The 13,557-nt window shown below is 30.9% G+C and carries 9 protein-coding genes, 1 pseudogene and 1 other annotated feature; of the genes and pseudogenes, 9 read left to right on the top strand and 1 reads right to left on the bottom strand.

Going from position 1 to position 13,557, the window contains the following annotated elements:
* Window positions 1-218: 218 nt before the first annotated feature.
* From KQH81_RS10110 to KQH81_RS10090, 5 genes and pseudogenes are all read left to right on the top strand, one after another.
* Window positions 219-2,105, top strand: coding sequence for an endonuclease MutS2 (locus KQH81_RS10110; protein ID WP_230028194.1), 1,887 nt, complete (start codon window positions 219-221; stop codon window positions 2,103-2,105).
* A 174-nt stretch (window positions 2,106-2,279) separates the two neighbouring features.
* Window positions 2,280-3,617 carry a TldD/PmbA family protein gene (locus KQH81_RS10105; RefSeq protein WP_027640012.1) on the top strand — a complete coding sequence of 446 codons (1,338 nt, stop codon included), beginning with the start codon at window positions 2,280-2,282 and terminating at the stop codon, window positions 3,615-3,617.
* A 12-nt stretch (window positions 3,618-3,629) separates the two neighbouring features.
* Window positions 3,630-4,337, top strand: coding sequence for a hypothetical protein (locus KQH81_RS10100; protein WP_230028193.1), 708 nt, complete (start codon window positions 3,630-3,632; stop codon window positions 4,335-4,337).
* 15 nt (window positions 4,338-4,352) lie between these two features.
* Window positions 4,353-4,859 (top strand): annotated as a pseudogene (locus tag KQH81_RS10095) (metallopeptidase TldD-related protein); the annotation flags it as partial.
* 163 nt (window positions 4,860-5,022) lie between these two features.
* Complete coding sequence (locus KQH81_RS10090; RefSeq protein ID WP_230028192.1) at window positions 5,023-5,700, top strand: lysoplasmalogenase; 678 nt, start codon at window positions 5,023-5,025, stop codon at window positions 5,698-5,700.
* Window positions 5,701-5,733: 33 nt separating this feature from the next.
* Here the strand turns inward: KQH81_RS10090 and KQH81_RS10085 are convergent, their stop codons facing one another.
* Complete coding sequence (locus tag KQH81_RS10085) at window positions 5,734-6,288, bottom strand: tryptophan transporter (RefSeq protein WP_027640009.1); 555 nt, start codon at window positions 6,286-6,288, stop codon at window positions 5,734-5,736.
* Between the two features lie 115 nt (window positions 6,289-6,403).
* Window positions 6,404-6,659 (bottom strand) — a binding site (T-box leader).
* A 133-nt stretch (window positions 6,660-6,792) separates the two neighbouring features.
* Here KQH81_RS10085 and KQH81_RS10080 point away from each other — a divergent pair.
* From KQH81_RS10080 to KQH81_RS10065, 4 genes are all read left to right on the top strand, one after another.
* Window positions 6,793-10,080 carry a DEAD/DEAH box helicase gene (locus KQH81_RS10080; protein ID WP_230028191.1) on the top strand — a complete coding sequence of 1,096 codons (3,288 nt, stop codon included), beginning with the start codon at window positions 6,793-6,795 and terminating at the stop codon, window positions 10,078-10,080.
* Between the two features lie 190 nt (window positions 10,081-10,270).
* Window positions 10,271-11,086: a DUF368 domain-containing protein gene (locus KQH81_RS10075; protein WP_230028189.1), complete on the top strand. Its 816-nt coding sequence runs from the start codon at window positions 10,271-10,273 to the stop codon at window positions 11,084-11,086.
* A 236-nt stretch (window positions 11,087-11,322) separates the two neighbouring features.
* On the top strand, window positions 11,323-12,813 hold the full coding sequence (locus tag KQH81_RS10070; RefSeq protein ID WP_027640006.1) for a PTS transporter subunit EIIC: 1,491 nt from the start codon (window positions 11,323-11,325) through the stop codon (window positions 12,811-12,813).
* A gap of 83 nt (window positions 12,814-12,896) precedes the next feature.
* Window positions 12,897-13,541 carry an N-acetylmannosamine-6-phosphate 2-epimerase gene (locus KQH81_RS10065; RefSeq protein ID WP_027640005.1) on the top strand — a complete coding sequence of 215 codons (645 nt, stop codon included), beginning with the start codon at window positions 12,897-12,899 and terminating at the stop codon, window positions 13,539-13,541.
* Window positions 13,542-13,557: the final 16 nt, after the last annotated feature.

The following is a 13,557-nucleotide window of genomic DNA, read 5'->3' as shown; positions in this document are numbered from 1 at the left end:
GAAAGACAAGGTGGAGATACCTTTTGTTTCTTGTGGAATTAATTAATACTATTGAGGATACAAGTCCACGAATTTACTTTAAGGTCAGGCTCATTATGACTGGCTGTATTAAACGTTGAATTTAAGCTGTGGAGTTGTCTGCAGCTTTTTTATTATGCAAAAAAAGAAATCTATCAGGATTTCGTGGCTTGTAATGTAATGGAGAAAGGATTTTAAAGATGAAAGAAATAACATTAGAAAAATTACATTACTATGAATTAAAAGAAATAGTCAAGAGTTATTGCGTAAGCGGTCTTGGAAAGGCTTTGCTTGATAAGCTTAAGCCAAGTGAAAATATTAAGGTGGTTGAAAAAAGACTTAATGAAACCTCTGAGGGAAGAAGACTTATGGATGCTTCTTATCATATGCCATTGGAAGGGATATTCAATGTTATGCCTATGATTGAAAAGGTAGATAAGGGATTGTCTCTTGACCCCGATGAACTTAACATGATGTCTGATTTTCTAAGAGGATGTAGAAAAGTTAAAACATTTATAAAAGACAAAGAGGGATATGCTCCTACATTAAGTGCTTATGGTGAAAATATATCAGATTTGAGTTATATTGAAGATGAAATTAATATTTCAATTAAAGGAAATATGGTGGATTCTAATGCAAGCAAAGAATTAAAAAAGATAAGAAAGCACATTGATATATGTGAAGGGAAGATAAGAGAGCGACTTGACAAGTTCTTGAGAAACGGAGAAAACAAAGAATATATACAGGAATTTTTCATAAGTCAAAGGAATGGAAAGTTCACAATACCAATTAAAGCTGCTTATAAGAATCAAGTACTTGGAAACATTGTTGAGGCTTCATCTAAAGGAACCACTGTTTTTATGGAGCCTAATGTAATATCAAAATATACAACAGAACTTTCCATATTAAAGGCGGAAGAAAGTGTTGAAGAGTATAGGATTCTAGCAACTCTTACTGAGCTGATTTATGAAAGGATTAGAGACATAAAGATGAATATAGAAGTCATATCAGAATATGATATGATTTGGGCTAAAGCTAAGTATAGCGATGCTATAAATGGAATAAAACCTAAACTTAATGAAAGAGGTTATATAAAGATAGTACAAGGAAGATATCCTTTAATCAAAAATAGCGTGCCTTTAAATTTTGAAATAGGAAAAGATTATAGAAGTCTCATAATAACAGGGCCTAATGCTGGAGGAAAAACAGTAGTCTTAAAGTCTATAGGAATGATGATTCTTGCAGTGCAATCAGGATTTCATATAGAGGCAAAAGAAGGAACAGAAATTTCTGTATTTAGAAATATATTTGTAGACATAGGAGATGATCAAAGTATTGAAAATTCTTTAAGCACATTTTCTTCTCATGTAAAAAATCTGGCGTCTATAATAAAGGAAAGTACAAAATCAAGTTTATTGTTATTTGATGAGATAGGTAGTGGTACAGAACCTAATGAGGGGGCTGCTTTAGCTATTGCTATTCTAGAAGAATTATATAAAAAGGGGTGTATAACTGTAGCTACTACTCATTATGGAGAGATAAAGAATTTTTCAAGGCAGCATCCAGATTTTGAAAATGCAGCTATGGAGTTTAAAAAGGATACTTTAGAACCTTTATACAAGCTTCATATTGGGAAGAGCGGAGACAGCAATGCTTTATACATCTCTAAGAAGATGGGAATTCCTGATTTAATAATAGAAAAAACAAAGCAATATATAGAAGATAAAAATTATAATTATGATTTAGTAAAGGAAAGTAAAATTGTAAAAGAAAGAATAGACGTAAGAAAGGAAAATGAGTATGAATATAAATATAAGGTAGGTGATAGAGTTATATTTTTGGAAAAAAATGAAGCAGCCATAGTATATAAGGAAAAGGATAAACTCAATAATATAACACTTTTATATGATGGAAAGTTCATTGAAGTTAATATTAGGAGAATTAAGCTTGATGTAAAAGCAGATGATCTTTATCCAGAAGGTTATGATATGAATCAGCTATTTGTAAGTTTTAAAGATAGAAAGCTTGAGCATGACATTGAAAGAGGATCTAAAAAAGCTATAAAAAAACTTCTTAAACAAAATTAATATTTTAACTTTAAATCACTAAAGGGCATTAAGATAAATTTCTTAGTGCCCTTAATAAATTATTAATGATTAACAGCGGAATTAAATGTTAAAATATATATAAATGTAATTTAGAAAATTTTGAAAACAATATAGAGAATTGCATTTATATATTTTATAAAAGGGGGAAACAACATGTTTAAATTTCCGAAAGACTTATATTGTGATGTAAGAATCGAAAGGATATTTAAGACAAATATATCTTATTTTAAGGGGGAATTAGAGCAGAATAATGAAGAAAATTATTGTGGTGCTTTTATAAGAGTTTTTGATGGAGACAGATGGTACTATTCTTCTATATCTGATGAAGGGAATATTCAAAATGAGATAGAAAAGCTTGCATCAATGGCCAAGAAGAATTCGGATATATATGAAAATCCAATAGTAAAAAAGTTTAGTGTTAATAATGATGAAGTTATAAGATACGCATCTGAATCAGTTGAAAACGTTCCTAATGATAGAAAAGATAATTATTTAAAGAAATACTTTGATGTCATAGAAGAATATAAAGAAGTATCTTCGTGGTCTGCTAAATATATAGATAGATATGTGGTGAGAGAATTTTATTCAAGCAAAGGTTCTTCTGTGAAGTATGATAACAATGTTTTCGGCATAGCTGTAAGACTTACTTTAACTTATGGAGAAGAAGTATTTAATCACAGCTGGCAGAAGGCTTTAAAGACTTTTGAAAATTTAGATGAAAATAAAAAAGAATTAAAGAATGTCATAGAAGAAGGAGTCAATTTTGTAAAAAATGCAAAGCCTATAGAACCTGGAAATTATGTAGCAGTTTTAGCACCTGTTGTAGCAGGTGTATTTGCCCATGAAAGTTTTGGTCATAAGAGTGAAGCTGATTTTATGATTGGTGATGAGAGCATGAAAGCAGAATGGCAGATTGGGAAACAAGTGGGAAGCAAAATACTTTCAATTGTTGATTATGGAGACGTAGAAGGTTCAGGATATACTCCTTTTGATGATGAAGGTAATAAGTGCTCAAAGACTTATTTAATAAAAGAAGGAAAGCTTTCAGGAAGATTACACGATTCTTCAACTGCAGCTATTTTAGAAGATGAAGTTACTGGTAATGGACGAGCTGTTAATTTTCAATTTGAGCCTATACCAAGAATGACAAATACCTATATTGAAAAAGGTGATAAGACGGTTGAAGAACTTATCAGTGAAATAAAGGATGGTATATATATAAAGGACATAAACCACGGTTCAGGGATGTCTACATTTACATTAGCTCCTAGTATTTCTTATAAAATAAGAGATGGTAAAATAGCAGAACCATTAAAAATAGCTGTTGTTACTGGAACGGTATTTGAAACTTTGAATCTTATAGATGGGTTAAGCGATGAAATAGAGATTTTTGCTTTTTTAACTGGAGGATGTGGAAAAATGGAACAATGGCCTCTTCCAGTGGGATTTGGCGGACCTTATGTAAGAGTTAAAAAGTTATTTGCTCAGTAGGAGGGAAAGGTTATGAATAAAGAATTATTAAGAATAAATAATAAAGAGACAGCAGTGCAGATTTCTAACAATTCTATAAAAGCTATTAGAAATAAAGATATAGTGAAAGTTGGAGCAAGAATATATGATAAAGGACTTATAGGTGTTTCTGGGCAGTATGGTGATGATAATGTAGAGGATATTTTAAAAAAGGCAGAAAACAATCTTAGATTAAATATAAAATATCCTTGCGATATTTCAAAAAATATTAATATAAATGTAAAAGACGAAACTGTGAAATTAGATGATGCAATTATTCATCAAACAGAAGAGTTTGTAGATGAACTTAGTAGTCTAGTTAAAGAACTTGGATTTGTAGCTAGTGGTACTATAAATATTTCAGAGGAAGAAGTTAAAATTACAAACGACGAAAATTTGAGTTGTAGCATGATGAGAAAGAGTTTAGATATTCTTATAATATTAAAAGAAATAGGAAGTGCAAATATTTTTGATACTGGATATTCTTTATCTGCAAAGAGATTTGATAAGGATCTAATGCTTAAAGAAATAGGAAATATGTGCAGAGCTCATAAAAACCCTGTAGAGGTTCCAGTAAATGAAGAGGGAAAAGTAAGATGCATTTTCACTGAAGACTCAGATATTTTAAAATTCTTTATAAATGAACTTAGAGGCGAAAGGATAGGAACAAAATCTTCATTCTTTAATAATAAATTTGGATAAAAACTATTTGGAGAAAATGTTACACTTTATCTAGAAAATAATTTAGAAGAAAGGGGACTTCCATTTGATTATGAGGGAACTTTAATAAAAGGAGAGGATGAACCTCTTATAAAGAATGGTGTTCTTGAAATAGGTTATGCTGATAAGAGAACTGCTGAAAAGTACGATCTAAAAAATACTGGAAGTGGTTTTGGAGATTTCAATGGAGTTCCAGAACTTATGGCTCCAAATATAACGTTAAAAAGAGGGGAAAAAACTTTATCAGAATTACTAGATGGAAAACCATCAATATTAGTAGTAGAATGCGGCGGAGGAGACTTTACTAGTGATGGAGGATATGGAACTCCAGTTCAAGTGGCATACGTTTTTGATGGAGAGAAGTTAATAGGAAGAATTCCAGAGATATCAATTAAGTCCAACATATATGACATGTATGGAAAAGACTTTGTTGGAGTACCAAAGGATAATCTAAATTCTATATCTTTATCTAAGCTTGTGGTAATAGATATGAAAGTAAACTAACTAAATCAATTTATGTAAAAATCCGATTACTTATATTTAACTTAAGTAATCGGATTTTAATGTATCTTATTTTTACCTTAATAGGTTGAGGCTTATAAAGAATATGGATATAATTATTAATGGATAAAGAAAAAATTATAAGGATATAGAAGGGAATGAGCACATGATTCCATATGTAGCAGCAGGAATTTCTGTAGTTATAATATCAATATTCATATATATAAATCTTAAAATAACTCCAAAACAGAGAACTATTACAAAAGCTATTGCAAGTTTGAGTTTTTTAGTAGTGGGTATAATTTCATTTATTTATGTAAACGATGATAAAATGTATGGATATATGATTCTTTTAGGACTTACACTAGGCGTTATGGGAGATATAGGATTAGGCTTGAAAAGGGTATATAAAAAGACAGCGCATATCTGCTTTATATTAGGTACTATAGCCTTTTTATTTGGGCACGTAGCTTATATAAGCTTATTTGTAATGATGGCACCTGTAACTGTAGGTGATGTACTTATGGCAGCAGCTCTTGCATTGGGCTTTATGATAATAGGAAATAAGGCTCATATAAATTATAGATATATGAGACCTATAGCACATATGTATATGGCAACTATTGCCTTCATGGTAATCAAAGCTGTATCCTTATTACCTCTTTGTGGCATGACAACATCAAATATCATGGTAGCACTTGGAGCAGTACTTTTCGTTATTTCAGATATGATATTAGCATTTCTTTATTTTGGAGACAAAAAGCAGACTTGCTTAAAAACTATAAATTTAATAACTTACTACAGTGGACAATTACTAATAGCTTTAAGCATATTATATAAATAGAAAAACCTGCCTTTAATTTAGGCAGGTTTTTTATTATATAGTAAGTGATGAGCGCTTTAAAGAAATAGTAATTATCTTAAACAAAGCTATTCCTGCAAAAAGGTTAATTAAAGTGGCTGGTAGTACTGTAGTTACAAATAGAAGGCCAAAAGATCCAGGAAGACCTACTATTATGCTGGCGCAATATAAAAATATAAGTCCGCTTATTAAGGTTCCTATAGGAAGTATTATTGCAGATTCTATAAGACGTTGGGTCTTTAAATTCTTAGATTTCATCACTTTAAGACTTCTTAGTAAAAATAGTATTGCATAAACTATATTTGCTGTTATAACCTTGTCTAAGAAATTAGGAAGCTGTCCACCTGGAAATTTTGTTGTCATAGCAGTGAAGATTCCAGTTACAATTCCAGATATTAAACAGGTTTTATAATCTTTTTTATTTAAAATTATTATAATAAATAACATTGCTAAAGAAAAATCAGGTTGCATTGGAAGACCTAAGGCTGGGGTGAACTGATGAAGCATAGCTCCTATGCCAAGTAAAAGTGCATTTGTAGTTAAATTTTTTATATTTTTGTTTGTATTCATTAAAATCTCTCCTTTAAAATAAAACTTTTTGTAATATTGCCAGGGACCTGTAATATCTGAACTTCACAACATCTTGTTCACCTCCTTAAAATAAAAAAATCCGTCCTATGATAAAACATAGGACGGATGAAACTTCCGCGTTGCCACCTAAATTGTGCTTAAATAAAAAAGCACCTCTCAATTTCAAGTACTAACATACTCTATCCCCTATAAGGCTGGGATTGCCATAACTGCTACTCTCTAAAAAATAGATTTCGTTTTATTCCTTCAAGGTCCATTCATTAAATTTCTTCTTGCTAGGATCTCACCACCCCTAAGCTCTCTTTGTTGAAGCTGAATTTAACTACTCTTCCTTGTTATAACGGATTAGCTATATTAAACTGTATGTTTTATATAATATCAGATAAATTAAAATTTTTCAACATATTTTTAAATTTACTTTTAAGGGATAAAGGGTTTAAAATTCACGTCCAACTGGGTATAATTTTAAATAGGGCAATAGTTGTGGATATTTTAAAAGTAAAGAATGGTGAAGAGATGAATGATAAAATTATTACTACATTAAATAATATATTTGATAGATATTGCGCTGCCTATATGAGAGCTAAGGGAGAAAAATGTTTAGAAAATAAGCAGGTTAGAAATATAAGGGCAGGAGTAAAAGGTCATAACTTGGCTATAGTTGGAAAGGTACAATCTGATAGTATCCCTAAAGAATACAATACTTTTATTGATATAAATCTTCATGAAAAATTGATAAATCATACGAAATGCAGTTGTAATGATTACAGAGCAAATGCTGGATTCAATGACAAATATATATGCAAACATATAGCTGCTACATTTTCTAAGTATGTTAATGCAGTAGAAGCTAAAAATGGAAAGAATGCTGCAAAAAAGGAAGATGACGCAGGAGAATGGCTTCTTCAATACATCACTAGTGAAATGGATAAGGCAAGAGAAATAGTGAGTTTAGAGGTTTATATAAATCTTATTGAAGATCAAGAAGAGCCTTTTTATGATGTAACTTTCAAAATTGGAACAGAAAAGATGTATGTACTGAAAAGTATTGAAGATTTTATAAAGTATAGAAACTTACAGAAACCTTTAGAGTATGGGAAAGAGTTTACCTACGATCCTTCTATACATTACTTTTCAAAAGAAGATAGACATATAATTGATTTTATAGAAGAGTATTGGGAATTGACTAGAGTTGTAAATAACTTCCCAGTAGGAGAGGAAGGGGAAAGACTTCTTGGAGCATCTAAGATTCTTAAAGGAAAATCTCTCATAGTAGTAGATTCTGCATTTAAAAGATTTTTAAGAGTTTTAGGTCATAAGAATTTTTATTTAAAACTTAATGATGAAGACTATAAAATAGTTAAAGTATCAGAAGAAGAAATACCTTTTAAAGTTGATTTGATTGAAGATGATGAGAAAAACATAATCCTTAAAAGTCATGATGATATACCAATATGTCTTACTACGGCTGGAGATGTTATATTATATGAGGATATAATATATATACCTCCTAAGAGCCAAAGAGTTGGATTAAAGCCTCTTCTTTCAGCTTTTGTGGAAGACAATAATATAACTTTTAAAAGGGAAAGGGCAAATGAAGTTATAAATAGGCTAGTTCCAGTAATAAAAGATGTATGTGAAAAAGTGTATATAGATAAGTCTATAGAAGATAGAATAGAGAAAAAGGAAGCTACTTTAGAAATTTACTTTGACAGAGATCAGAAATACGTGTGGAGTAAAGTAGTAGTGAATTATGGAGAGACTGCTTTTGAACTTGCACAAGGATATAGCGGGAAAAAACTTATACTTAGGGATTTAAAGAAAGAAAATGAAGTATTAAATATGCTTGAGAACTTTAAATTTCTAAAACATAGGGATAGGTTTTTATTTAGAGGACGCGAAGAGGAATTATATGATTTTTTAGATTCAGATATCCAAAGCTTTAACAAACTTGGGGAAGTTTATTATTCCGATAGGTTTAAAGAACAAAAAGTCTATAAGGCTCCAATAATCAAGGGAGAAATAAAGGAAAAATCAAACTACTTAGAGTTTTCTTTTGACATGGAAGAAATAGATAACAATGAAATACTAAAGATATTAAAAGCTTTCCAAGACAATCGAAGATATTATAAACTTAAGAATAATAGTTTCCTAGACCTTCAAAGCAATGATGTTCAAACTTTTTTAAAACTGCTAGATGATATAAATATTGAAGAAACTTTCAGCAAAGATGATGATGAAAACATTATAAAGGTATCAAAAAATAGAGCAGTTTACTTAAAAGAGAGTTTAGATAACGAAAATTTTAAGTATATACGAGGGAAAGACATATTAGATGATATATCAAATAAACTAATGACATTGTCAAATGTTGATTATGAAGTTCCTAAGGAAATAAATGCTACATTAAGAGAATATCAGGTAATTGGGTTTAAGTGGCTTAAGACTTTGAGTCATTATGGATTTGGTGGAATACTTGCAGATGAGATGGGACTTGGAAAAACTGTTCAAACAATAACCTTTTTGTTATCAGAGAAAGGCAAAAAAACACTTATAGTTACACCGACATCTCTTATATACAATTGGGAAAAAGAATTCAAAAAGTTCGCTCCTTCCATGAAGATTTTAATACTTCATGGATTAAAAGAAGAAAGAATAGAACTTATGAAATCCATGGATAATTATGATGTTATACTTACTACTTATGGAATACTTAGAAATGATTTTGAAGAATATAAAAAAATAAATTTTAACCATTGTATAATCGATGAGGGACAAAATATAAAAAACCCTCTTTCTCAAAATAGTGAATCTGTTAAGGATATAAATGCCGAAGTTAAATTTGCTCTTACAGGTACACCTTTAGAAAATAATTTGTTAGAACTTTGGTCTATATTTGATTTTATAATGCCAGGATATCTTTATGGTAATGCTGTTTTCCAAAAGAAGTTTATGGGAAAATCTCGAGAAGGTGATATGGATGATTTAAGAAGTCTTATAAAGCCATTTATTCTTAGAAGATTAAAGAGAGATGTTATGAAGGAACTTCCAGATAAAATAGAAAAGAAATTTTATGTAGAGATGACACCAGAACAGAAGAAAGTTTATATGACATATGTTGGAGAAATAAGAAGGCTTATGAAGGAAAAGGATTTTGGAGAAAATAAGATAACCATTTTTTCTTACTTAACTAAGCTTAGAGAATTATGTCTTGATCCTTCAGTGCTTGTAAATGGATATAATGGCGGTAGCGGAAAGATGGATGTATCTCTTGATATCATAAGAGAGAACATAGGAGAGAACAGAAAGGTTCTTTTATTTTCACAATTCACATCTGTACTTAAGAATATAGGAAAGATGCTAACTAAAAATGGAATTGAATATTATTATCTCGATGGATCTACAAAACCAGAGGAAAGAATAGAATTAGTAAATAAATTTAATAATGGAGAAGATAAAAAGGTATTTTTAATTTCTTTAAAGGCAGGAGGAACAGGTTTAAATCTTACTAGTGCTAATGTGGTTGTACATTTTGACCCGTGGTGGAATCCTGCAGTAGAAGACCAAGCTACAGATAGAGCTCATAGATTTGGACAGAAGAATGTGGTGCAGGTTATAAAACTTATAGCAGAAGGTTCTGTAGAGGATAAGATAATAACTCTTCAAGAGGACAAGAAAGAGCTTATAAATAAAGTTATAACAGGAGACTTCAAAGAAGGTGGTTTCTTAAAGGGACTTTCAAAAGAAGACTTAGAAGAATTATTTTCATGATAAAAAAGGCGGACATAAAAGAATTTGTCCGCCTTTTAATGCGATTTTTAATATAAATACATATATTTAGCTTCTTAGGTTAAATATATGTTAAAATTATAAATATTGGATATTATCCTGTTTACATAGTAATAATTTGGGTATAATATTGTTTTACAAATAAGAATACATATTCAGGAGGATAACCGCTATGAAGGGGTTAATTAATTTTTTTAAAGGCATTGCTGTAGGAATAGCAACTTTAGTTCCAGGAGTTAGTGGTGGTACTATGTCTATAATCCTTGGGATTTATGATAATCTTATACATTCTATAAGCTCATTTTTTCAAGACTGGAAGAAAAATTTATTGTTTTTAGGTGAAGTAGCATTAGGTGGTCTTTTAGGAATGGCTTGTTTTAGCAGCTTATTAGAAAACGCTCTTATAAGATATCCTTATGTTATGAAGTTTTTCTTTATGGGAGTTATCTTTGGAGGACTTCCTATACTTTATAAAAAAGCTGAAACATCAAAGGATAATGGCAGTGGGATAGTGTATTTTGTTATTGGGGCAGTTTTAGTTCTAGCTATGTCATCGCAGCCTACAGCTGTTACTACTTTAGCGACATCAACAGGTATTTTAAGTATCATATTTTTATTTATAGCAGGAATCATAATTGCAGTTGCTCTTATACTTCCAGGAATAAGTGGATCATTTATGTTATTTGCTTTAGGACTTTATGATGTTACTTTAAATGCGATAAATACTTTTAATGTTCCTTTTCTAATTCCACTTGCTTTAGGAGTTTTTGTAGGTACCGTTGCGACTACAAAAACTATAGAGAAATTACTTCAGAAGCATCCTAGAAAGACATATATGCTTATATTAGGATTCATTTTAGGATCTTTAGTGGAAGTATATCCTGGTATACCAGCTTATGGTGAAGTAGTTGCATCAATAGTAGCCGCTATTGTAGGTTTTATACTTATATTTTGGATGTCTAAGAAAGAGTTTCAAAGCGAAAACTAGAATTTTGATGATTTAATTTAATGAATAGAAAATGAATAAAAATTTATGAGTCTACTGATATTATAATCAGTGGACTTTTTTATGTTCATAATTTTTTAAAATAAAATAATTATTTTCATAAAAATATACTTGAAGAAAATAATTTTATATGATAATATAAATATGTACCTGGAAATGGTTTTCATAATGCAATTATAAAAGAAAAAAATTTAAATTAATCACAAGGGGGATTAGCAATGTTTAAAAACCTTCAAAAAATCGGTAAAGCATTTATGCTTCCAATAGCAATTTTACCAGCAGCAGGTTTACTGTTAGGAATCGGAGGAGCTCTTTCAAATCCAAATACTATACAAGCATATCCATTCTTAAATGTATTCTGGTTGCAAGCAATATTTAAAATAATGAATGCTGCCGGAAGCGTAATTTTCGGTAACTTAGCACTTATAATGTGTATAGGCTTGGCAGTTGGTTTAGCTAAGAAGGATAAAGGAACAGCAGCTTTAGCAGCTGGCGTGGCTTTCTTAGTAATGAACGGATCTATTGCGTCAATGATAGCAGTATTTAATCCAGCAGTAAAATCAATAGATACTGGTGTTGTTGGATCAATAGTTATAGGAACATTAGTAACATATCTTCATAACAAATATCATAACATTCAATTACCAGCAGTTTTGGGATTCTTTGGTGGATCAAGATTCGTACCTATAGTATCATCTTTTGCAGCTATTATAGTTGGTGGAATCTTCTTTTTAATATGGCCAACATTCCAAGGATGGCTTACTACAGCAGGTACAGCTATAGCTGGACTTGGACCAATAGGAACTTTCTTATATGGATTCTTATTAAGACTTACAGGGGCAGTAGGATTACACCATATGATTTATCCATTATTCTGGTATACAGAACTTGGTGGAGTAGCTACAGTTGCAGGTCAGACAGTAGTAGGAGCACAAAATATATTCTTTGCTCAACTTGCTGATCCAAATCATGTAGGTTTATTTACAGAAGGAACTAGATTCTTTGCAGGACGTTTTGCAACAATGATGTTTGGACTTCCAGCAGCATGTTTAGCAATGTACCATTGTGTACCAAAAGAAAAGAGAAAGCTTGTAGGAGGATTATTCCTAGGAGCAGCACTTACATCATTTATAACAGGTATAACTGAACCAATAGAGTTCATGTTCTTATTCGTAGCACCATGGTTATATGTAGTTCATGCTTTATTTGATGGTTTATCATTCTTAGTGGCTGACTTATTAAGCATAAGAATAGGAAACACATTCTCAGGTGGAGCAATAGACTTTACATTATTTGGAGTACTTCAAGGTAATGATAAAACTCACTGGATTATGGTTCTTTTAGTTGGAGCAATATGGGCAGTTTTATATTACTTTACATTTAGATTCTTAATAACTAAGTTTAATGTTAAAACTCCAGGACGTGAAGATGAAGGTGAAGAAGTAAAAGTTGTAACTAAGGATTCTTTAAAGGATACTGCAGCAGAAGTTTTAGAAGCATTAGGTGGAAAAGAGAATATTGAAGACGTTGACGCCTGCATAACAAGACTTAGAGTTTCTGTTAAAGATGTAGCTAAAGTTGATAAGGCTCGTATAAAGGCTTTAGGAGCTACAGCTGTTTTAGAGGTTAAAGGTGGAATTCAAGCTATCTTTGGAGCTAAGGCAGATCCACTAAAACAAAGAATAAATGAAATATTAGGCGTAGATTAATAGATTTTAGTTCCTTTAAAGAGTTTATACTTTTTAAAGGAACTAACTTGTTAAATAAATAGTAGAAAGTTTGGAGGCAGCATATGAATAAAGGATTAATAGTATCGTGTCAGGCACTACCAGAGGAACCTTTACACAGCTCTTTTATAATGAGCAAAATGGCTTTAGCAGCTAAAGAAGGCGGAGCAGTAGGGATTAGAGCAAATGGAGTAGAAGATATAAAGGCTATAAAGGGAGAAGTAGATTTACCTGTAATAGGTATAATTAAGATTAATTATGATGGAATGAAACCATATATAACTCCAACAATGAAGGAAGTAGATGCTCTTATAGAATCAAAGGTAGATGTTGTAGCTGTGGATGCTACTATAGATCAAACAGAGGAGTTTCTAAAGTCTCTAAAGGAAAAGTATCCAAATCAAAAATTTATGGCAGATATATCAACTATAGAAGAAGGTCTTAGAGCAGAAGCTCTTGGTTTTGATTATATAGGAACTACTTTAGTAGGATATACAGAACAATCAAAAGGATTAAACAATTTTGATGTATTAAAAGGACTTATAGAAAAATGTAATGCACCTATCGTAGCAGAAGGTAACTTTGACACACCAGAAAAAGCTAGAAAAGCCCTTGAAGCTGGAGCGTATACTGTGGTTGTTGGAGGAGCTATTACAAGACCTCAACTTATAACTAAGAAATTTGCAGAAGAAGTAAATAAAGCTTTATAAGAGTATAATAAGGGTT

It is taken from the genome of Clostridium cadaveris, from assembly GCF_020911725.1.
Lineage (GTDB): Bacteria > Bacillota > Clostridia > Clostridiales > Clostridiaceae > Clostridium_X > Clostridium_X cadaveris.
The sequence above is the reverse complement of the archived record's forward strand: the minus strand, read 5'-3'. Positions and strand labels throughout refer to the sequence as shown.